The 19,472-nt window shown below is 59.2% G+C and carries 22 protein-coding genes and 1 pseudogene; 14 read left to right on the forward strand and 9 right to left on the reverse strand.

Annotation, left to right across the window (positions count from 1 at the left end; all coding sequences use genetic code 11):
- Positions 1–17 precede the first annotated feature (17 nt).
- A protein-coding gene (locus tag ACFLEY_RS40095; RefSeq protein ID WP_085967151.1) for an IS3-like element ISRj2 family transposase occupies positions 18–1,147 on the reverse strand; the annotation gives its coding sequence in 2 pieces (ribosomal slippage) (positions 18–895 and positions 895–1,147; 1,131 coding nt in all).
- A 365-nt stretch (positions 1,148–1,512) separates the two neighbouring features.
- On the opposite strand from ACFLEY_RS40095, the gene ACFLEY_RS40100 reads away from it, so the two are divergent.
- From ACFLEY_RS40100 to ACFLEY_RS40110, 3 genes are all read left to right on the forward strand, one after another.
- A protein-coding gene (locus tag ACFLEY_RS40100) for an IS5 family transposase (protein ID WP_110115998.1) occupies positions 1,513–2,273 on the forward strand; the annotation gives its coding sequence in 2 pieces (ribosomal slippage) (positions 1,513–1,852 and positions 1,852–2,273; 762 coding nt in all).
- A 168-nt stretch (positions 2,274–2,441) separates the two neighbouring features.
- Entirely contained in the window at positions 2,442–2,744 is a 303-nt protein-coding gene (locus ACFLEY_RS40105; RefSeq protein WP_060910340.1) for a hypothetical protein, read from the forward strand.
- Between the two features lie 216 nt (positions 2,745–2,960).
- Complete coding sequence (locus ACFLEY_RS40110) at positions 2,961–3,152, forward strand: hypothetical protein (RefSeq protein ID WP_011090426.1); 192 nt, start codon at positions 2,961–2,963, stop codon at positions 3,150–3,152.
- 312 nt (positions 3,153–3,464) lie between these two features.
- On the opposite strand, the gene ACFLEY_RS40115 is transcribed toward ACFLEY_RS40110, so the two are convergent.
- The 4 genes from ACFLEY_RS40115 to ACFLEY_RS40130 form a co-directional block, all read right to left on the reverse strand.
- A complete protein-coding gene (locus tag ACFLEY_RS40115) occupies positions 3,465–4,211 on the reverse strand; it encodes a hypothetical protein (protein WP_060910339.1) in 747 nt (248 codons plus the stop codon).
- Positions 4,212–4,283: 72 nt separating this feature from the next.
- On the reverse strand, positions 4,284–5,204 hold the full coding sequence (locus ACFLEY_RS40120; RefSeq protein ID WP_060910338.1) for a hypothetical protein: 921 nt from the start codon (positions 5,202–5,204) through the stop codon (positions 4,284–4,286).
- A gap of 1,646 nt (positions 5,205–6,850) precedes the next feature.
- Positions 6,851–7,438 (reverse strand): RNA ligase family protein, encoded by a 588-nt coding sequence (locus ACFLEY_RS40125; RefSeq protein WP_211434832.1) that lies wholly within the window; start codon positions 7,436–7,438, stop codon positions 6,851–6,853.
- Positions 7,439–7,480: 42 nt separating this feature from the next.
- A complete protein-coding gene (locus tag ACFLEY_RS40130; protein WP_038967817.1) occupies positions 7,481–7,720 on the reverse strand; it encodes a hypothetical protein in 240 nt (79 codons plus the stop codon).
- A 318-nt stretch (positions 7,721–8,038) separates the two neighbouring features.
- Here ACFLEY_RS40130 and ACFLEY_RS40135 point away from each other — a divergent pair, with 318 nt between their 5' ends.
- The 5 genes from ACFLEY_RS40135 to ACFLEY_RS40155 all read left to right on the forward strand — a co-directional run bounded on the left by ACFLEY_RS40135 (position 8,039) and on the right by ACFLEY_RS40155 (position 12,944).
- On the forward strand, positions 8,039–9,028 hold the full coding sequence (locus ACFLEY_RS40135) for an IS630 family transposase (RefSeq protein WP_396604411.1): 990 nt from the start codon (positions 8,039–8,041) through the stop codon (positions 9,026–9,028).
- A 94-nt stretch (positions 9,029–9,122) separates the two neighbouring features.
- Positions 9,123–9,386 carry a hypothetical protein gene (locus ACFLEY_RS40140; RefSeq protein ID WP_028176062.1) on the forward strand — a complete coding sequence of 88 codons (264 nt, stop codon included), beginning with the start codon at positions 9,123–9,125 and terminating at the stop codon, positions 9,384–9,386.
- 1,366 nt (positions 9,387–10,752) lie between these two features.
- Complete coding sequence (locus ACFLEY_RS40145; protein ID WP_060910335.1) at positions 10,753–10,983, forward strand: DUF6894 family protein; 231 nt, start codon at positions 10,753–10,755, stop codon at positions 10,981–10,983.
- 177 nt (positions 10,984–11,160) lie between these two features.
- Positions 11,161–11,361 (forward strand): hypothetical protein, encoded by a 201-nt coding sequence (locus tag ACFLEY_RS40150; protein ID WP_074076794.1) that lies wholly within the window; start codon positions 11,161–11,163, stop codon positions 11,359–11,361.
- An 822-nt stretch (positions 11,362–12,183) separates the two neighbouring features.
- Positions 12,184–12,944, forward strand: a protein-coding gene (locus ACFLEY_RS40155) for an IS5 family transposase (protein WP_110115998.1) whose coding sequence is annotated in 2 segments (ribosomal slippage) — positions 12,184–12,523 and positions 12,523–12,944 — 762 coding nt in all. Because the reading frame shifts where the segments join, the coding sequence is not laid out codon by codon here.
- Here the strand turns inward: ACFLEY_RS40155 and ACFLEY_RS40160 are convergent.
- Together ACFLEY_RS40160 and ACFLEY_RS40165 are read right to left on the reverse strand one after the other, a co-directional pair.
- Positions 12,937–13,671 carry a PAS domain S-box protein gene (locus ACFLEY_RS40160; protein ID WP_249163613.1) on the reverse strand — a complete coding sequence of 245 codons (735 nt, stop codon included), beginning with the start codon at positions 13,669–13,671 and terminating at the stop codon, positions 12,937–12,939. The two genes, ACFLEY_RS40155 and ACFLEY_RS40160, sit on opposite strands and share 8 nt — an antisense overlap.
- A 208-nt stretch (positions 13,672–13,879) precedes the next feature.
- Positions 13,880–14,989 (reverse strand): IS630 family transposase, encoded by a 1,110-nt coding sequence (locus ACFLEY_RS40165; protein ID WP_060908300.1) that lies wholly within the window; start codon positions 14,987–14,989, stop codon positions 13,880–13,882.
- Between the two features lie 109 nt (positions 14,990–15,098).
- Between ACFLEY_RS40165 and ACFLEY_RS40170 the strand changes: the two genes are divergently transcribed.
- The 4 genes from ACFLEY_RS40170 to ACFLEY_RS40185 all read left to right on the forward strand — a co-directional run bounded on the left by ACFLEY_RS40170 (position 15,099) and on the right by ACFLEY_RS40185 (position 17,360).
- Positions 15,099–16,163, forward strand: coding sequence for an IS630-like element ISRj1 family transposase (locus tag ACFLEY_RS40170; protein WP_026192128.1), 1,065 nt, complete (start codon positions 15,099–15,101; stop codon positions 16,161–16,163).
- Between the two features lie 375 nt (positions 16,164–16,538).
- Positions 16,539–16,757 carry a hypothetical protein gene (locus ACFLEY_RS40175; protein WP_060908809.1) on the forward strand — a complete coding sequence of 73 codons (219 nt, stop codon included), beginning with the start codon at positions 16,539–16,541 and terminating at the stop codon, positions 16,755–16,757.
- Positions 16,754–17,002, forward strand: coding sequence for a hypothetical protein (locus ACFLEY_RS40180; protein WP_038967815.1), 249 nt, complete (start codon positions 16,754–16,756; stop codon positions 17,000–17,002). The genes ACFLEY_RS40175 and ACFLEY_RS40180 overlap by 4 nt, the downstream gene beginning before the upstream one ends.
- 163 nt (positions 17,003–17,165) lie before the next feature.
- The gene (locus ACFLEY_RS40185; protein ID WP_074076792.1) at positions 17,166–17,360 is read left to right on the forward strand and encodes a hypothetical protein; all 195 of its coding nucleotides are present in this window, start codon (positions 17,166–17,168) and stop codon (positions 17,358–17,360) included.
- Here the strand turns inward: ACFLEY_RS40185 and ACFLEY_RS40190 are convergent.
- Positions 17,282–17,827, reverse strand: coding sequence for a cysteine hydrolase (locus ACFLEY_RS40190; protein WP_060908810.1), 546 nt, complete (start codon positions 17,825–17,827; stop codon positions 17,282–17,284). The two genes, ACFLEY_RS40185 and ACFLEY_RS40190, sit on opposite strands and share 79 nt — an antisense overlap.
- Positions 17,828–17,829: 2 nt before the next feature.
- Positions 17,830–18,372 carry a phosphatase PAP2 family protein gene (locus tag ACFLEY_RS40195; RefSeq protein ID WP_211434525.1) on the reverse strand — a complete coding sequence of 181 codons (543 nt, stop codon included), beginning with the start codon at positions 18,370–18,372 and terminating at the stop codon, positions 17,830–17,832.
- 370 nt (positions 18,373–18,742) lie between these two features.
- On the opposite strand from ACFLEY_RS40195, the pseudogene ACFLEY_RS40200 reads away from it, so the two are divergent.
- Together ACFLEY_RS40200 and ACFLEY_RS40205 are read left to right on the forward strand one after the other, a co-directional pair.
- Positions 18,743–19,105: pseudogene (locus tag ACFLEY_RS40200) on the forward strand (divalent metal cation transporter); the annotation flags it as partial.
- A 20-nt stretch (positions 19,106–19,125) separates the two neighbouring features.
- Positions 19,126–19,467, forward strand: a complete 342-nt coding sequence (locus ACFLEY_RS40205; protein WP_038967813.1) for a DUF3147 family protein — start codon at positions 19,126–19,128, stop codon at positions 19,465–19,467.
- Positions 19,468–19,472: the final 5 nt, after the last annotated feature.

Below are 19,472 nucleotides of genomic sequence, written 5' to 3' on the forward strand. Positions count from 1 at the left end.
AAAACCGTCGGCGACGGTCATGCGGCCATCACCATAGCTTGCGTGCCGAAGTAAGCCTCGTCGGGCGTGCGCCCGTCAAGGCTCGAGTGAGGGCGTCCCTGATTGTAGAAGGCCAGATACTTGGCAATTGACGCTCGCGCCTCGGACACGCTGTCGTAGGCGCGGAGATAAACTTCTTCGTATTTGACCGTGCGCCAGAGCCGCTCGACAAACACGTTGTCGCGCCAGGCGCCCTTGCCGTCCATGCTGATGGCGATCTTCGCGTCCAGCAGCACATCGGTGAACTCGAGGCTGGTGAACTGGCTGCCCTGATCCGTGTTGAAAATCTCGGGCCTGCCGTGCTTCGCCAACGCCTCCTGGACCGCTTCGACGCAGAAGGCCGCCTCCATTGTGATCGAGACGCGATGGGCCAGGACCCGTCGGCTGAACACATCGACGACCGCCGCGAGATAGACGAAGCCACGCCGCATCGGAATGTAGGTGATGTCCATTGCCCACGCATGGTCGGGCCGCTCGATCTTCAATCCGCGCAACAGGTACGGGTAGATCTTGTGACCCGGAGCCGGCTTGCTCGTGTTCGGGCGACGATAGACCGCCTCGATCCGCATGCGCTTCATCAGCGTCGCGATGTGGCGGCGACCGGCGTATACGCCCTCCCGCCGCAGCAACGATCGCAGCATACGCGCTCCCGCGAAGGGATAATCGAGATGCAGCTCATCGAGCCGACGCATCAAGGCAAGGTCCTCGGCCGAAACTGGCCGAGGTTCATAGTAGACCGTGCTGCGAGCCAGCTTCAGGACCTTCGCCTGGCGCACGATAGAAAGATCATGATCGCGGTCGATCATCGCTTTGCGCTCAGCAGGCCCGCCTTGGTGAGCGCGCCGGACAAAAAATCGTTTTCCAACGCCAGCTCGCCGATCTTGGCATGTAACGCCTTCAAATCGACCGGCGTCTCGGCCGATGTCTTGTCATGCCCAAACACGCCGGCGGCGCCTTCCAGGAGCTGGTTTTTCCAGATCGTGATCTGGTTCGGATGAACATCAAACAGCTGCGCCAGCTCCGCCAGTGTCTTGTCGCCTTTGACCGCAGCCAAAGCAACCTTCGCCTTGAATGCCGGAGAATGCGTCCGGCGGCTCTTCTTCGTCATCTTCGCTCCTGATTCGCAGCAAGAATCCTCGCCGCTGTCAGGCAGAAAATCCACTCAAGCTACTGTCCGAATTTGCGGGGCCAGCTCTGACGCTCGCTTTCTCTGGCCGCCAGGACGCTGGCACTGTCGGCGCTGACCCCGTCGGGCGCTGGCACTACCTGTTTGCCAGGCTAGCCGAACACCTGTCTGTGCTCGCATCGGAGGTGGAGCGGGCGATTGGCAAGCCTGCCGCCCAAGGCCGTAAAAGCCACACGGGCGACGATCTGCGGAGGCTGCCGCTGCATCTTCGCAAGTCCAATCTAGGGTCTGTACCTAAATAGCGCCACGTGATTCTCTTGCCTACGTGTTGATTCGGGGGCGAGAGAATGCGCGCTGGTTTGTTTTGGCTGAACGACAGGCAATGGGCGCGTATCGAACCGCATCTGCCGAGGGGACTGACGGGGCCGGATCGGGACGACGACCGACGCATCGTCAGCGGCATCATTCACATGCTGCAATCGGGTGCACGATGGCGTGATTGTCCACGTGAATACGGCCCTTACACGACGATCTACAATCGCTTCAATCGCTGGGCCAAGCGAGGACGATGGTGCGCAATCTTCGAAGCGCTGGCCAAGCCTGGCGAAGACGGCGTCGTACTGTCGCTCGACTCGACCTCGATTAAAGCTCACCGGTGTGCCTCCGGCGGAAAAGGGGGGAGCACAATCAAGCAATCGGCCGCTCGCGCGGAGGCCGCACGACAAAAATCCATGCGCTGAGCGATCCGCTCTGCCGGCCGGTCGTCCTGCATCTGACTCCAGGCCAGGATGCCGATATCGCTGCGGCTCCCGATGTCCTGGCGCTCGCGCCACCCATGAGCGTGCTCCTCGCCGACAAAGGGTATGATGGCGACAAGCTTCGCGGCGAAATCATTCGTCGTGGCGCCAAGCCCGTAATCCCCAATAAATCTAACCGTGTCGTCATCCATCGCTTCAACAAACGCGCCTACAAAGGACGAAATGTCATCGAACGCTGCTTTTGCAGGCTCAAGGACTTCCGGCGCATCGCCACGCGATATGACAAGCTCGCCCGTAATTTTTTGGCCGCTGTTCATCTCGCCGCTCTCGTCGCATATTGGCTCAATTGAGTCTGGACCCTAGAACGCCTACTTGCGCGGCGCCCACGATCTGCGCCACGGGCAACTCGACAAGAACGCGCCTCTGCTTGAGTTACCTCCTAATGGTAGACGCCCGATCTACCGTTTGTTCGCAACGATTGGCATGATGCACGGACTGTACGCCGTGAGGTGAAGACAATGATCAATGACCGCCTCCTGCGGCCACCGCCGATGGCTCGCATCCGCAAGATCGGCATCATCGGAACCGCACTCCTCCTGCTTGGGCCGATGGCCGCTTCCACCGTTCTTGGAGCAGGAACGCGCATCTCTGAAGGCTTCGAGCCGTTCGAGAAATCAGCGAATGAGCGCATCGCCCAAGCCTTCGAGGACATTAGGGACCTCGCGCCCATCTCTGATGAGCTGAACACCGCGCTGGCGTCGCTGAGCCAGAGTGTGCAGGGCGCGCAGAAGCCGCCGGTTCAGGCTGAAGGCAATGAATGACCTGATCTGACTTCCTTCTGTGATGAGAGGCAATGCAGCTCGTAGTAACGCCGTGCCGTTTGAGGTGCCATTTCCGGGCATGGGACAGCAGGCACGTTTTCACCACGAGGTTGTCAAAATAATCCCTCTGCTTCCACGGAATGGGGTACCTACGACGTCCAGTACCTCAACGCCGATCCCAAGTAATTGCGACCACGTCCGTCGGAGAGATCGACGATGACCGAAGAACGAATTGCTCGTTTACGTACCCATAGGAACAATATTGATCGATATCGGCGCCTGCTCGAAACTGAGTTAAGTGAGGCCGAACGGCACTACCTCGAAAGGCGGCTATCCGAAGAACAATCCGCAATGGAAATGGACCTGAGCACGGTCGAGCCGCCGCCGATTATGGTCGGACCGAAATGACCACCTCAGATCGAGTACGACCTTTGGCGGGCGACGGCCCGACCACTGCGGAAACTGCTCGGCGTCTGGGGATAAGATACCAACATGCCTACAACATCCTGCACAATTCTGGCGCTGACAAATCCAATCGGCGGATCGGGGCGAGGCAAGTGGGTCTCCTCGCCATATACGCGCAGCGGCGACATTAAGGGAACGAGGGAAAGACGGCTACGTTCGACCACAACAAATGGCCCCGACGCTTTGCACGTCGGGGCCCTTCAAGATTATCAGGCCGGTTACATCCGCCGTGCCCTCTGATCCAGATGTCGCCGATTACTGCACCCGATTTTGTGCAGATGATGGCAGCCGCACGGCATTGAGGTAATCACATGCGGCGCGAAAGCGCTCGGCCGCCAGCTCGCCCTTGCGCCACTCGACGCGCCGTCGGCGCTCGGCCGCCAATTGTAGACCCGCGACCGTCGTTGCGATAACGTCGTCGATCTCCGCGCCCGTTAAGGTCTGGCGAATTTTCAGCACGATGCTCAGGGCCATGATGATTGGGCCGTGTGGGCGCAGCAGATCGTGCGCCTGCTGCTCGCAGAACGACAGGAACCGCTCGACAGCCTCTGCCGACTTGCAGACCAATGTCGCGAGCGCAACTGCTTGCTCAACGTCACTAACGGAGGGCACGGGCTCACCTGGCAGAAGCATACGTTCCGCGACAGATGCCGCGCCCAGCTCAATGCAACGGTCGAGCACGTGCAAGTACGTATCTGCGGCATCGCCGCGAACCTCGCCATCCTGGGGCATGAGGTCCCGCAATTGGCCGCACAGCTCCGGCACATCAGCAGCGTCGTCATCGCTGCCGAAGGCAACGCTGTGGCGCGGCCCCCACACGAGACCGCCGTACTTCCCGTTCTGATCGGGATTGATTGTCGCTCCGCCGAGCGGCTTGCCGAGCAAGCGCGCTGCCACGGCGTGACCGGCTCCATGAATTGCAATCCGCTCGTCCTCGCACTCGGTGCGACCGATCTCGTATTCGTCGTGCTCGTCGCCAAAGCTCATGTTGTCATCATTCATGCCGGAACTCCTGCGGCCAGCTCATCGCGTCCGATGAGCTGGCCGCCTTCCACCGACTCCGCGAAAGCTTATTCACGAACGCGGAACGTCAATCAGGATCGTGCGCGGTTCCGCGGTGGGGAGCGGAGTGAAGTTCGCTGAGCGCGGCACAGGATCGAAGTGCGGCAGGTTCTTGGGCTCCTCGACGACATCGAGATCGATGACATCGGGCGCGCACGGATTGAAGTCGCCGCCGCGCGTACCACGGAGCCGAGCGCGCTTCGGATCCGTCACCAAGACCGCCACACCCATGCGCAGAGCACGCTGCGCAGTCGTCACCGGCATGGTTGCATCTTCAAATTGCTTGGCGAAACGGATGCGGCCGTCGTGATCGCGGAAATTTGCAGACTTCATCATGAAGATCATTTGCGTCGGCGGCGACGGCTCAGCAATCGGGACCGAAGTGGTGACCGGCTGGGCTGCCGGGATAGGCGCAACGCCCTCGCGGACCGCGACCACCATGCCGCGCAGCTCCACGAGCGCAAAACCGGCAGCGACTTCGACCTGCGTCGCGGTGTTGCAGATAAAGCGGACCATTGCGCCGCTCTCATGGTGGAAGTGAAGTTTCTCCAGGGCGTCGGCAAAGCGCTTGCCAGCCGCCAGATAATCCGGCAGCGCCCGCTCGACGGCATCGAGATCACTGGCCAGCTTTTCGCTTGCGGCCTTGCGTTCGACAGTAGCGCGTTCTGCTGCGAGCTTCTGCTCGGCATCGGTAATCTTCGCCTGCACCTCCACGAGCGCATTCGCGTAACCTTCACGGGTCACAGCGCAGGCGGCGACCGCCGTCTCCAACTTCGCGCGGGCCTTGTCATCGGCATCAAGATCGGCATCGAGGTGGTGACGCTGGAGTTTCGCTTTGGCGTCATCGTGGGCCGCTTCCGCAGCGGAATGGCGGCTATTCAAGGCTGCGGCGCGCGTGCGCAGCGAGGCCAGTTCGGCTTCAAGCTTTTCCATGGGTGATTTTCGTCGGAAGAATGGTGTCATGCCTCCTAGCCTACGGAGAGCAAACCGATTTGCGAATGATGGACCTGTGGCCTGCGCCACATGGCTGGGCATTCAAGGGCAATTGTTGTGGTGATGCCCAATGATTGCCGGATCGTTGGGCGGGCGCACTTGCAAATGGCCTCAGATCAGATGTCCGCTTGCCCCTGATAAGCGGCGGAATAGCGGACGTTCTCCAGTGGCTGCTTGGGGCCAGGAGCGGACAGCGCGTTCTAAAGCCCCGTCAGTGCACGGTTTACTGATATCTCTTGCAGCCTCTTCTCACTGCATCCGGACGCAATATTATCTTCCATTCCATTGTGACCAGCGGCACTCCAGCCCATCGTTCGTAATCACATTCGTAGTACACGCCGCGCCGCCCGACTCCCATCGCGCATCTCGCGCCAGCGGAAACCAGCTCTTTCTGCAAAACTTGAAGATCTGAACCCGCAGGAAAGCGACTGTTCAGATACGTTTGCGCGGCGCTACAATCTCTTTTCGCGGCAAGGACTCGAAATAGTTGAAATCGAAAGTCGTCGGATCTCCTCCCATCGCTTCTTCACAACATATGGATGGAAGTACCACGACCAATAGTGATACCCAACCCGCCGAGCCCGAGCGCATCTCCCATGTCCTTCAACCAGTTGTTAGGCTACGGAAATCGAACCGCGAGAATACAAGTTACTCTGCTAGTGGCTCTACAATGTATTCAATTGGTTTGAACATGCACAGCTAAAGATTGCAATTGGCAGGTCGTTACGCCGGCCGAAGTGTTGTCTTGATGTCTGCAACGGGTCATTCGCGTTCATTTGGCCGCATCCCCACCACGTCTGCTCTGGCGTCGGCTGCTGACGAGCCGGGCGCGGTTGCAAGTTCGCCCTCGGGGGCGTTCTCCGTGGTCAGTTTCGTTCTTGCCGGCCACTGCCGCTGTCTCGGATCGCCCTGGGCAATATCACTTGGCCTTTGGTCGAGACGGTGGTGGTCAGTTTCTGTTTGGATCAGCAGGCACGGCGGACGTAACCGGCCTGATGATCGTGAAGGGCGACGACGTGCGACATCGTCGGGGCCTTTCTGCTTTGTGTCAGGGGAAACGGATCGGCCTCGCCACGGCCGCCTATCTATCGACGTTATCTCCGCGGGTTGCAAACCGCTCGTCCACGGGCGTTGGCTGCCGCCGGGGTTCGTAGCGCTGCACTAAATTCAAAAGGCGCTTTTTGATGAATGGGTCGGCTTGCTCTGCGAGTTCACGTAATATTTTCGCACGTTGCCTATTAAATTCGTCGTCCAACATAGTCGGCCCCATCATAAAATATGAGATCGCAATAGTATGAATGTAGCGGCTTAGGCTTCGCGAGAAAGCCCAAAATATTTTCCTGCGTGACTAATACGAACGGCCGCGCGTTACAGAAAGACCATCTACAGACGGTCTTTCTGTAGGCGCCGGATGCGCGTGGCTTCTTCCCCGCCGATCATAATATTACCAGCCAATTTTTAGCGCAGATTATCTACGCAGGTCAGGCTTATCGTGTGAAGCCGAAACCACGGTGCAAATCATGGAACAAGAGAAGAGTTGCTTGCGTGCAACATGCTAGTGCCTGCCAACTTGTTTGTTCGCGACCTCACAGCTCCCGCTCCATCGCGGGGTGACTGCGGTTTTTTACCTTTACCCAATGCTTGCTCCGGCCCGCCTGATCAGGCTGGTCGCGACGCTTCGATACCAATCCTTCAAGACCCATGTTGCACGCGGCGCGGAATAGGTCAGGTCCAAGCTGGCCACGCTCAAAGGGATTAACGAAAACGCCTTCAGGACGCCGCGCCAGCAGGCGCTCCAAGTTCGTCTTCCGCATCGACAACGAGAGCCTGCGGTGATCGTCGCCGCCTTCGGCGAGAATATCGAAGGCGCAGAACTGCACTTCGTGGTCGCGCTTGCGCGAGTGAAGTGCGTTGAAATCGGAGATGCCATCGACGCCGAGCACGACTGCTTCGCCATCGAGGACGAAATGCTTCTGGCGGACCTTGCGCGCGGCCTCGACGATCCAAGGATAGCGACTGGCCCAGCTGTACCCGCCGCGCGTGATCAGGCGTACCCGGTGGCCCTCGCGCTCAAGGCGAAGACGGTAGCCGTCATACTTTACTTCATGAAGCCAATCCGGCCCGCTAGGGACCGCCACGCCTCTGCTGGGAAGGCAAAACTCAAATGAACGCATTCAGGAAAAATAGGCATTCGATGCCTGATTACGAGATGGAGCTTAGGGCAACTCGGTCAAGCTGGCGTCCACATTTTTACGGCTTGGGCGGCAGATCAGGAGCGATGTCGCTGCCGTGCTCTCACCGATAGCCTGCTCTACTGCGGATGCGAGCACCGCAAGGTGTTCAGCCAGTTTGGCAAACAGTTCGCGCTTTTTGGGGTCCGTCGCCAAGTCGCGAATAAGGGCGCACTCAGCGGCGTCTCGCTGTAGCTTCTCCAGTTGGGCCTGCATGTCTTTCATCTGCGGCCTCGATCTTCCAGTGCGGGAACATTACAAATACCTGTTCCGGGTCACAAGTGAACAGAGCGATATCGCCGACTGGGACTAGCCTCCAATTGCGTGGCGCCTCCTCACGGCGCCAGCCCGTCGGACCGCTCGGCCCCGCAACTGTCCCCTCCGTACCGCCGCAAGTGGGCCGGGCTGGTCCGAGGGGCTTTGCGCAGCGTCAAAGCGATATCCTGCCATGTCGGACAGACTGGACGCGTAGCCGAACAACCTATTGTCAGGCTTCTGAGGTTATGAGGCCCTGGGCTCCTAGAGGCGTGCTGTCGCTCACCGGTGACGTTGCAGCGCGATTTGAAGCGGGCGCGGATAGTTCTGTTGGCGGCGGATGGGCGCAGCACCCGGTCGATCGCCAAGGAAGTTGGGGTCCAGCCGCGGATTGTCAGCCTTTGGCGGCATCGCTATGCCGACCATGGCCTTGAAGGGCTGCAAGACAAGCCGCGGCCTGGCAAGCAGCCGATCTATACGAAGACGACCGACAAGCGGATTCTGAAGCTGCTGGATAAGCCGCCACCGCAAGGGTTTGCGCGCTGGACCGGCCCCCTGCTGGCCGAGGCGCTGGGCGATGTCGATGTCCAATATGTCTGGCGGTTCCTGCGCAGCCACAAGATTGACCTGGTGGCTCGCAAGTCCTGGTGCGAGAGCAACGACCCGAACTTTACGGCCAAAGCCGCCGATGTTGTCGGCCTCTATGTCGCGCCGCCGGCGAAGGCCATTGTGCTGTGCGTGGACGAGAAGCCCTCGATCCAGGCTTTGGAGCGAGCGCAGGGTTATCTGAAGTTGCCCAATGGCCGCGCCTTGACCGGCCAAAGCCACGATTACAAGCGGCATGGCACCACAACATTGTTTGCGGCGCTCGAAGTCGCCACCGGAAAGATCATCGCGACCCATTCAAAACGCCGGCGCCGCGTCGAGTTTCTCGATTTCATGAACAGCGTCACCGCGGCTTTTCCGAACCGCAAGCTTCACGTCATCCTCGACAACCTCAACACCCATAAAAAGAACGAGGACTGGCTCAAGGCCCACCCCAACGTGCAATTTCATTTCACGCCGACAAGTGCGTCATGGCTCAATCAGGTCGAAGTATGGTTTTCCATCTTGCAGGGGCAGTCGCTCAGCGGCACCTCCTTCACGAGCCTCAAGCAGCTTCAGGAACACATCGATGCCTACGTCAACGCATACAACGACAGAGCCGAGCCCTTCGTCTGGACCAAGAAAAAGGTCCGTCAACGCCGTTTCAAAGGCCGCCGTATCACTCAGCTCTGATTCCGGGTACTAGGCGCACCGGGCCTCGCCTTAACTGCCTATCCGCCCCTGACTGTGTGTTGATCTCGCAGGCGATGTGCGACAGGAGGCTAACGTGTCCGCCGAAAATTACGCCGATGATCTCCGCGCGACCGTGCGCTTTGCTCTAGAGACGACCCGTGCAATCGCGGTCTGCCCCTTCCATTCTCAAGTGACCATCCGCATAGGGGATGATGCGGCCGAGAGCCATGCTTTCGAGCGCGCGAAGAGAGTCGTCAAGAGTGACGGCACGAACTGGGACCCGCGGGCTCTTATGGGCGAGATTGGTCGGCAGCTAGGTGAAGCCGCTGACGGTGAATGTCCGCTTTGCGCGTCGTAGAGAGCCATCCGTCTGGCGCTCACCCGCGCATATTGTGCGAGCGCGGTTGCTGGCCGCTCGCAGGTGCTCGGCTGATGTTTGCGATCACCTGTTTCGCCGTTTTCGTATCCGCACAGTCAGCCAAGCCGCGGCCTGAAGACTGCGCACTTCCGCTGCAGGCTGATACCGACCTGCATTCGTCGAATTCGCAATCTTCTTCGCTGCATCTTCGCCACATCGCCTGCCGTTGAGATCGCCGGCGTCGCCAGTCCGTGTAACTACAGCTCCGGATGAATACTGTGAGAAAAGCTGACTTATCGAGCGATCTTTGTGTGGGTGCGCCCCAGCGGCAAAGAACGTGGCCGCGATATCGAGCGTACGAAAAGCCGTCCTCAGCCACATTCGCGTTTCGACAAGTCTTGAGGGAGCTGACCGCACGAGCGGCCTTCAAGCGCCCGAGGAACATCTCCGCGCGCGGTCGGTTGGCCGAGTGATTGCCGATGAAAGGACGGGGCGGCGGGAGGAGGCTGCGGTGGCAAGAACATCGATCTCGAAGACCGACTTGGAGCTTATGGCGCTTCAGCAGATTCGGAGCTTCCCGGGCGGCGAGCATGCGGTTTCTGTCGAGGTCGAATGCGTCGCTGGCGAGGCCCGAGACGTGACCTGGAGGCTTCATGTCACCGCAAAGGACGAAGCCGACTTCGGGCGTATCCATTATGCCGCAGAGACCACGACCGAAAGATTGAAGCGACGGTATTGCCTCAAACGGTGACCAGATGATCCATCACGTCTCGCTCGGCAGTAACGATGTCAACAGCGCAAGAGCTTTCTACGATCCGCTGATGTCCCTTCTCGGACTGCGGCTCCTCAAACACTCGGACCGTTCGCTCCACTACGGCGCCTCGGATATCATTTTCAGTATCGAAACCCCGATAGACGGGCTTCGGGCAACGGCAGGAAATGGCACTCACGTAGCTTTTCAAGCACCGGATCGCGAGACAGTGAGAGCTTCCGCGCGACCGCACTTGCGCTTGGAGGCGTTGACGAAGGGACTCCCGGCATCCGAGACAATTACAACGCGAATTATTTTGGTGCCTTCGTACGCGACCTCGATGGAAACAAGATTGAGGCGGTGACGTACACCGCAAGAGAAAGCTTTTAAGAAGGCCCTTGAAATTCGCCCCGGCTAGGAGGCTGTCGAGGCCGGTGTCCCGAGAAGCGCGTCCTGCAAAGCGAGAGGATTTGAACCTCCGACCCTAGTCTCCCAGGCGCGGGTAACATTTTGATCTTTCGATGTTATTTTCGAACTACCCTATTCAGCCCCCGCTGAATGAGCACGCTTTTCGGCCCGATTGGAACGTGAGCCTGACGTACCGCATTACCGCGCATGCCGAGATATTTCTTTCACATTACGCACGAGCGCACCGAGATCGACCGCGTGGGCGCGGACCTCCCGGACAAGCATGCCGCGTGGAAGGAGGCCACTGTCACCGCCGGACAGATACTACAGGGCATCGACGGGAACCTAGTACCGGGCCGAGACTGGCGGATGGAAGTGGCCGACGAGTTTCAGAACACGCTCTACGTTCTGCATATTCGGGCTGAAAAACCAGCGTAAGGCCGCCTCAGTTGGCGGTTTAGTGTTCGATTTTCATTGCGAACTGAGTGTTCGCGAGCCACATACGATAGCCCACCACCGTTGTTCCTCCAGATGGAACCAACTTGTCGGGATCCGCATCTTAGGAATCGGAAAACTCAAACCCTGCGGTTAGGACCCGTAAGACGAGGTGTTGTCATGCAGCGCCGCCGCCGTTTCAAACAAATACAGTCCCTTGAAGAACGTTTAGCCGAAATAGCAAAACGCCTCCGTGAAGAGGCCAAATCCCTCCCCCCAGGAATGGAGCGCCAAGAAAAGCTCCGCAAAGCCTGGCAAGCCGAAACCGGCTCGCACGTGAGCGAGTGGCTGAGATCGCCCGGATTGCCACTGCCTGAGTAATCCGCTCAGCGGTTTCAGGAACATTTGCCGGCATAGGCCGGTTGATCGCCATCACCGTTACAACATTTGGCCTTTGCCGGTGACTGCGAGTCCTTGTTCACGCCTCCCACCGTGGATGGCAAGCATGTGCGAACATTGCGTGGAGCTAGATAGACGGATCAACCACCTGAAAGGCTTGCTTGCGAAGGGTCGCCGCAATCGGCGCGATGGTCGAGAAAATCGAAGCCGAGAAGATCGCCCTCCATCTCACCAAATAAAGGCCGCCTCAGTTGGCGGCTTCTCCTGTTCGAGGATCGAGCGGCTCAACGCGCGAAGGTTTATCGGGTGCTGTCCTAGGCCGTGTACCTATAAACCCGGCGGCGTCATGTGACTGGTGACTACGTCTGCTTTGCTCCTGTAGCGACCAAGTTCTTGGGGCAGCGCAATATGTCGTGAGAGCAGCGAAGCCAAGCTCGATTGGGTTTTACGTCGGAACGGCGATTTCGCAAACTAGCCCTTCCGCGCGCCAGTCAAAATGCACCTTGCCGCCAAGTGGGGTGATCGTTCCTTCGATGAGGCGGCTACCAAAGCCCTTGCGTTCGGGCGCATTTACCCTCGGACCGCCCAATTCGGTCCAGCGGAGCATTAGCTGTCCATCCTCGGCTCGCGACCAATCCAATCCAATCCAGCCTTTCGCGTTAGACAGCGCTCCATACTTGGCAGCGTTGGTCGCTAGTTCATGCAAAACCACAGCAATCGCCTGTGCAGCGGTGGGTTCTAGGGTCTGTACCTAAATAGCGCCACGTGATTCTCTTGCCTACGTGTTGATTCGGGGGCGAGAGAATGCGCGCTGGTTTGTTTTGGCTGAACGACAGGCAATGGGCGCGTATCGAACCGCATCTGCCGAGGGGACTGACGGGGCCGGATCGGGACGACGACCGACGCATCGTCAGCGGCATCATTCACATGCTGCAATCGGGTGCACGATGGCGTGATTGTCCACGTGAATACGGCCCTTACACGACGATCTACAATCGCTTCAATCGCTGGGCCAAGCGAGGACGATGGTGCGCAATCTTCGAAGCGCTGGCCAAGCCTGGCGAAGACGGCGTCGTACTGTCGCTCGACTCGACCTCGATTAAAGCTCACCGGTGTGCCTCCGGCGGAAAAGGGGGGAGCACAATCAAGCAATCGGCCGCTCGCGCGGAGGCCGCACGACAAAAATCCATGCGCTGAGCGATCCGCTCTGCCGGCCGGTCGTCCTGCATCTGACTCCAGGCCAGGATGCCGATATCGCTGCGGCTCCCGATGTCCTGGCGCTCGCGCCACCCATGAGCGTGCTCCTCGCCGACAAAGGGTATGATGGCGACAAGCTTCGCGGCGAAATCATTCGTCGTGGCGCCAAGCCCGTAATCCCCAATAAATCTAACCGTGTCGTCATCCATCGCTTCAACAAACGCGCCTACAAAGGACGAAATGTCATCGAACGCTGCTTTTGCAGGCTCAAGGACTTCCGGCGCATCGCCACGCGATATGACAAGCTCGCCCGTAATTTTTTGGCCGCTGTTCATCTCGCCGCTCTCGTCGCATATTGGCTCAATTGAGTCTGGACCCTAATACAATTTGCAGACCCTCCATCACAATCCGCTTGTCTTGGCCTTCTTGGAGATAAGGGGCGAGCTCTTGCTTGGCGATCGCCGAGACCTCGGCTCCTATCCACCGCGTTTCAACAAACAGCGAGTGAACATTTGCCATCGCTTGGATGCGCCCGCTGATCACTTCCTTGAGGCGCTCGGAGGTGTCGGACTGAGAAAGATTGATGATTGCCTGTACGTTCGCGAGGATGTTCTTGCTTCGGTGCTCCGCCTCGCGAGCCAGAATGCGAATCTGCTCCTGAGCTCGCTTGTGCTCGGTAATATCTCTAGCAATCTTAGATGCGCCAATGATGTTGCCGTGGGCATCTTTGACAGGAGAAACGGTCAGCGAAACGACGATTGAGCTACCATCCCTACGTCGGCGAACAGTCTCAAAATGGTCGAGGCGCTCACCTCGTCGGATGCGGGTTAAAATCTCGCGTTCTTCGCTTTGTCGGTCCTCCGGGATCACAAGTGTAATAGGCTGGCCGATCGCCTCGGCGGCCGAATGGCCGAAGATGCGCTCAGCCCCCTTATTCCAACTTGTAATAATGCCGTCCAGATTCTTGCTAACGATCACGTCGTCGCTAGATTCAACTATGGAGGCCAGCAGATTGGCCAACCGCTCGGCACGGTCCAGGGCCGGCTCGCTGACGAGAGCTTCGCGTTGAAGTCCCGGCTCTCCTTTAATCGCCAATAGGACCCCCAAACCCAGATGTTGCACTGCCGTTGGTGCCCAATCATAGCACCGAAAGCAAAGGCAAGAAGGTGTCCATTGGGACGGTTTCAGCGGAAATTGTCGGTCCCCTTCTACTCGGTAAGTGTCCAACCGGGGCCTGCCCGGAAGCGTTGCGTCTGGACAGGGCTGGCTGCGCGTTATGAGTCCGCGCCCTAGTCACCTGAATCTAAAGTTCGCCACATAATGTCTGCTGGGCTTTGTGGCAGAAGCGTTTGACGGACGCCAAAATCTGGTCTGCGGACTTGGTCCATTTGAAGGGCTTCGGGTGTCTGTTGTGCAAATCGATGAAGGTACGGATGTCGGCCTCGAGTTGCCTGACGGAGGTGTGAACACCTCGCTGGATCTGCTTTCTGGTGAGCTCAGCGAACCAGCGCTCGACCTGGTTGATCCATGACGCGGAAGTCGGCGTGAAATGGACATGATAGTGCGGCCGGCGGGCGAGCCACGCTTTGATCTTGGGTGTTTTGTGAGTGGCGTAGTTGTCCATGACGATATGGACATCGATCCCTTCAGGGACTTGAGCGTCGATCTCTTTGAGGAACTTCAAGAACTCGATTGCCCGGTGGCGTTTGTAACATTTGCCGATGACGAATCCCGAGGCGACATCGAGCGCGGCAAACAGCGAGGTCGTACCATGCCGCACATAGCTGTGCGTGCGCCGTTCCGGTACGCCCGGCATCATCGGAAGGACCGGCTGCTCGCGATCCAGGGCCTGGATCTGGCTTTTCTCATCGACACTGAGGACAAGGGCTCGGTTCGGTGGGGACAGGTAAAGGCCGACGATGTCGCGTACCTTGTCGACGAACAGCGGATCGCTCGATAGCTTGAATGTCTGGCCACGGTGCGGCTGCAAGCCGAACGCCGCCCACATTCGGCGGATCGTGGTGTGGGAAAAGCCGGTTTCCGCAGCCATCGAGCGGATCGACCAATGCGTGGCATCGGCTGGCGTCGTCCGCAACGTCCGCTCGATCACCTCAGCAACCTGATCGTCGTTGATGGTTCGAGGGCGGCCAGGGCGTGCCTCGTCAAGCAGGCCATCACAGCGGTCCTTCAAAAATCGGCGACGCCACTTGCCAATGGTGTGTTCGTGCAGGCCGAGTTCGGCAGCCACAGACTTGCTTGGCAATCCATCCGCGCATCGCAGGATCGCGCGGCATCGCTCAGATAGCGATCGGGCAACGCGATGACGACGAACTTGCCTCTCCAAGTACGCCCGCTCCTGCGGACTAAGCACCAACGGCGCGATCGGCCGGCCTCGCTCACCTGCATTAGCCACGAGCTCTCTCCTCTGTAGAGATTCGAGCTATCAACTAATGTGACGAACTTGCGTTCCAGATGACTAGTACCCACTTTTCTTGGAACGTGAGTCGTGATTCAAGGTCGGGATGATACCCGAAGCAAGAGAAGTCCACCTTTCGAGGAAAGATCGCAAGGTGCTTGAGGCGTGCTGTCGCTCACCGGTGACGTTGCAGCGCGATTTGAAGCGGGCGCGGATAGTTCTGTTGGCGGCGGATGGGCGCAGCACCCGGTCGATCGCCAAGGAAGTTGGGGTCCAGCCGCGGATTGTCAGCCTTTGGCGGCATCGCTATGCCGACCATGGCCTTGAAGGGCTGCAAGACAAGCCGCGGCCTGGCAAGCAGCCGATCTATACGAAGACGACCGACAAGCGGATTCTGAAGCTGCTGGATAAGCCGCCACCGCAAGGGTTTGCGCGCTGGACCGGCCCCCTGCTGGCCGAGGCGCTGGGCGATGTCGATGTCCAATATGTCTGGCGGTTCCTGCGCAGCCACAAGATTGACCTGGTGGCTCGCAAGTCCTGGTGCGAGAGCAACGACCCGAACTTTACGGCCAAAGCCGCCGATGTTGTCGGCCTCTATGTCGCGCCGCCGGCGAAGGCCATTGTGCTGTGCGTGGACGAGAAGCCCTCGATCCAGGCTTTGGAGCGAGCGCAGGGTTATCTGAAGTTGCCCAATGGCCGCGCCTTGACCGGCCAAAGCCACGATTACAAGCGGCATGGCACCACAACATTGTTTGCGGCGCTCGAAGTCGCCACCGGAAAGATCATCGCGACCCATTCAAAACGCCGGCGCCGCGTCGAGTTTCTCGATTTCATGAACAGCGTCACCGCGGCTTTTCCGAACCGCAAGCTTCACGTCATCCTCGACAACCTCAACACCCATAAAAAGAACGAGGACTGGCTCAAGGCCCACCCCAACGTGCAATTTCATTTCACGCCGACAAGTGCGTCATGGCTCAATCAGGTCGAAGTATGGTTTTCCATCTTGCAGGGGCAGTCGCTCAGCGGCACCTCCTTCACGAGCCTCAAGCAGCTTCAGGAACACATCGATGCCTACGTCAACGCATACAACGACAGAGCCGAGCCCTTCGTCTGGACCAAGAAAAAGGTCCGTCAACGCCGTTTCAAAGGCCGCCGTATCACTCAGCTCTGATTCCGGGTACTAGTTAAGACACTCGCAGGGGCAGACAGGAGACACCCGCCTAATCTGCTGCGTCTGTGGCAGCGAAAAAATCAATTAGACGATTCACAAATGTGCTTGCGAGAATCTTGAGGATCGGGAAAAATCGGCAATCCGGGGCTGGCTAGACCATTTGATCTCGGAATTATTGAAACCCGGACGGGGCCGCTGATGGCGAGTCGGCGGCCCTTGTCTATGTGGCAGGGCGGCTGCCAAGTTTTCCTGGTGCCCCGCGACCCCGTTGGCGACGTGCTCTATGGTACCGAACTCCTAGACCTATGCTATTGGCGGTCCACCGCAAAGATTGATACGTGACAGCGCCCGTGCCGAGCTCCTATTAAAGCCCCCATGACCACGCCGATCACGATCAAGAAGCACGAACGCGTCCCCGACACCGGCAGCTATAAGGTCCGCTTCGCGGACGGCCGTCCGAACGTCTATTTCTACTGGGGCGACCTGCCCGGCCGGCGGCTTCGACCGGATCTGCTGACGCGCAACGAGGCCGAGGCCAAGGCCAAGGAACTGGCTCGCATCGAGCGCGACAAGCTCGCCGGCGCCAGCGCATGAAGCACGTCGAGACCCGCCACTTCGCAGATCCGCAAGTTGCCGCACGCAAGCTCCTCGAGCTCGCCGCCGGCGTCGAGCCCGTCAATGGGCGCATTCACATCGAGAAGATCAACGCGCCGTTCCTCTCCAGGAACGGCTGCAAGGCGACGGGCCCGGAGTTCGGCACCGGCATCCAGCATGCGGTCGAGAGAGGCTGGCTCGAGCTGCACGAGAGCGGAACCTTCGTGCGGCTTAATCAAGGCTGAGGTCCATAAAAACGGCCCCAGCATACCCCTATGCTGGGACCGTTGGAGGTGCTTGGCGGTAGTGGGTCGCTAAGCATCCCTAGCTTAGGAAAAACTGGCAATCAGGTCTGTGCGCTTTCGTACACAAGCGGTATGGTTCCGCTCGGGAACGGAACTGATCGCAATGAAAGGCATGCAGGCTCAATTGGAAAAGCTTCGCACAGATGCTGCCGAGTGCGCCCTCATCCGTGACCTGGCGACCGCCCCGAAGAAACGAGAGCTTTTTACGAGGTTGGCTGATCACCTGACGACGCTCCAGCGCGCAAGGATGCTGGCAACCGGCGCCACCTCGATCTGCAAGCTGAACCTCTTGGTGTAGAGATTGATGAGCGCATCGTGACTTTCATCAGACGAGCTGCAGAGCGCGTCCTCAGCGAGGATAACACGGTAGCCGATATCGACCGCAGCCAGCACCGTTGCGAGCACACAGACATCGGTCTCACCGCCAGACACGATCAGCGTGTCCACCTGATGCTCATCCAGAAAGGCTTGCAGGCGCCTATTGGTGAATGCGCAGTAAGTCTGGCGGTCGATGACTGTGGCAGGCGGCACAAAGCGTGTCAGGGCCGGCATCAGCTCAAGCAACCCCGGATCGGCCTTGTTACGGACCGGAATGAAGCGCGTGAAGACGGTACGTGGCGGCGCGTGCGCAATCAGCCTGACCGCCTCGGGTAGCGCACGCTCCAACCAGGGCGTTGCCCACGGGGCATACGGTGCGAACAACCTTTGCATGTCGATGCAGAGATGGACGGCGTGAGGACCGGGGGGTGCGAGCAGTTGCCCCATGACTAGCCCGATCTTCCCTGACGACCAAATCCCGTCAGCCGCCTTATGACGCGCTCCAGCGCGACTCCGATCGCCAGACCCGCAAGTACATCACTTGCCCAGTGAGCCAGCAGGAACACGCGCGTCGACACCAGAACGGCGCCGAGGCCCCACGCGAGATTGCGCTTGGCGGGCGACAGGACCGCGGCGGCGGATGCGAGGGCACCGACATGCACGGCATGCCCCGAGGGGAACGCATCCAGCGCGCGGCCGGAGAGTGGGATGCCATGCAGATGGCCGCGCACGGTGCGCCGGTCCGGCCGCACCTGGTCAAAATGCGTTTTTAGAAGGTGTGGCAACAGGACAGAGGCGAGCGTCGTCAGCAGCACATGATCGCTTGCGTGCCGCTGCGGCAGTGGTTTGGCGCGACACCAGAGCCACCATCCGACGGCTACCGCGGTCAGAATATGCTCATCCGCTCCCCAGGTCAGCGCGCCCGAAATCCGCTCCGGCAGCGGACGGGTGTGTCGCGCAATCGCACGCGCAAGTTCGATATCGGCGGACAAAGGATGTACTCGTATCGTCATCGACTGCCTTCTCTCGCAGATGTCCTTATGCCCTGCAGCAATCTCCGTAAAAGAGCGATTGGAAAGCAGAGCAAGTCGACCTGGTCTTTCAATCAACCGCCTCGAAAACCGTTCCCGGCGAGGAACTGTGCGCCGGACGGACGCGTTGGATGCGAGGGACAGATCACTGGAGGAGAGAGCCATGGGCTTTGGACGAGGCGCATTGTTGTGGTTGCTGGGCATACCGTTGCCGATCATTCTGCTGCTCGCGATCTTCTGGCACCATTAAACCAGCGGCACGGGTCAGGCGAGCCTGTCGGCCAAAGGACTGTCAAAGTGCCCTGAGCAGCCCTGATGTAATATTCATGCGATGCTGGCCGGCTCGACAGCCTATGCCATTGGCGAAGGCCGCAGATGCCCCGTTGGCCTCGCCCGCAAACCGCGGCAGGCCATGGCGTTTTATTCGGTGCTTGCCCTCTCGGTCGGCCTCGGTGTGGCGCTCAATTTCACGCCAATTGATCCGATCAAGACGCTTTACTGGAGTGCGGTCATTAACGGGGTGCTAGCAGCACCGGTAATGACCGTTTTAATGCTGCTTGTCAGACGGCGTGACGTGATGGGCAAGCTCGTGGTCGAAGGCTGGCTGTATTGGCTCGGCTGGGCGTCGACGGCGGCGATGGCTCTTTGCATCGTCGGCATGGCGGTCAGCATGCTGGTACCAAGATCGTCCTAGAAACGGCGATCAAGGAGGAAATGGTGGACTACGCGCTGCGCTTTCTGATTGGCGGCTTGGTCGTTTCCCTGTTTGCGGTCATAGGCGACGTGCTGCGGCCCAAGAGCTTCGCGGGATTGTTTGGCGCCGCGCCCTCCGTAGCTCTAGCAACGCTCGGCCTCGCCTTCTCAAAACATGGCGGCGACTATGTTGCGATCGAAGGCCGCTCGATGATGCTCGGTTCGATCGCGCTCGCGGCTTACAGCGTTGCTGTTTGTCAGTTGCTGATACGGGCCGAATGGTCGGCGCTCAAGGCCACCCTCGCCGCTTTCGCGATCTGGCTTGTGGCCGCGATAGGCCTCAAGCAATTTTTGATAGGCTGACCACT

The sequence above is a fragment of the Bradyrhizobium sp. YCK136 genome (genome assembly GCF_044570075.1).
GTDB classification, from domain to species: domain Bacteria; phylum Pseudomonadota; class Alphaproteobacteria; order Rhizobiales; family Xanthobacteraceae; genus Bradyrhizobium; species Bradyrhizobium diazoefficiens.

Coding starts and splice junctions, on each gene's coding strand:
- ACFLEY_RS40105 (WP_060910340.1), top strand. CDS start 2,442: ATGATCAATGACCGCCTCCTGCGGCCACCGCCGATGGCTCGCATCCGC.
- ACFLEY_RS40110 (WP_011090426.1), top strand. CDS start 2,961: ATGACCGAAGAACGAATTGCTCGTTTACGTACCCATAGGAACAATATT.
- ACFLEY_RS40115 (WP_060910339.1), bottom strand. CDS start 4,211: ATGAATGATGACAACATGAGCTTTGGCGACGAGCACGACGAATACGAG.
- ACFLEY_RS40120 (WP_060910338.1), bottom strand. CDS start 5,204: ATGGAAAAGCTTGAAGCCGAACTGGCCTCGCTGCGCACGCGCGCCGCA.
- ACFLEY_RS40125 (WP_211434832.1), bottom strand. CDS start 7,438: ATGCGTTCATTTGAGTTTTGCCTTCCCAGCAGAGGCGTGGCGGTCCCT.
- ACFLEY_RS40130 (WP_038967817.1), bottom strand. CDS start 7,720: ATGAAAGACATGCAGGCCCAACTGGAGAAGCTACAGCGAGACGCCGCT.
- ACFLEY_RS40145 (WP_060910335.1), top strand. CDS start 10,753: ATGCCGAGATATTTCTTTCACATTACGCACGAGCGCACCGAGATCGAC.
- ACFLEY_RS40150 (WP_074076794.1), top strand. CDS start 11,161: ATGCAGCGCCGCCGCCGTTTCAAACAAATACAGTCCCTTGAAGAACGT.
- ACFLEY_RS40170 (WP_026192128.1), top strand. CDS start 15,099: ATGATACCCGAAGCAAGAGAAGTCCACCTTTCGAGGAAAGATCGCAAG.
- ACFLEY_RS40175 (WP_060908809.1), top strand. CDS start 16,539: ATGACCACGCCGATCACGATCAAGAAGCACGAACGCGTCCCCGACACC.
- ACFLEY_RS40180 (WP_038967815.1), top strand. CDS start 16,754: ATGAAGCACGTCGAGACCCGCCACTTCGCAGATCCGCAAGTTGCCGCA.
- ACFLEY_RS40185 (WP_074076792.1), top strand. CDS start 17,166: ATGAAAGGCATGCAGGCTCAATTGGAAAAGCTTCGCACAGATGCTGCC.
- ACFLEY_RS40190 (WP_060908810.1), bottom strand. CDS start 17,827: ATGGGGCAACTGCTCGCACCCCCCGGTCCTCACGCCGTCCATCTCTGC.
- ACFLEY_RS40205 (WP_038967813.1), top strand. CDS start 19,126: ATGGTGGACTACGCGCTGCGCTTTCTGATTGGCGGCTTGGTCGTTTCC.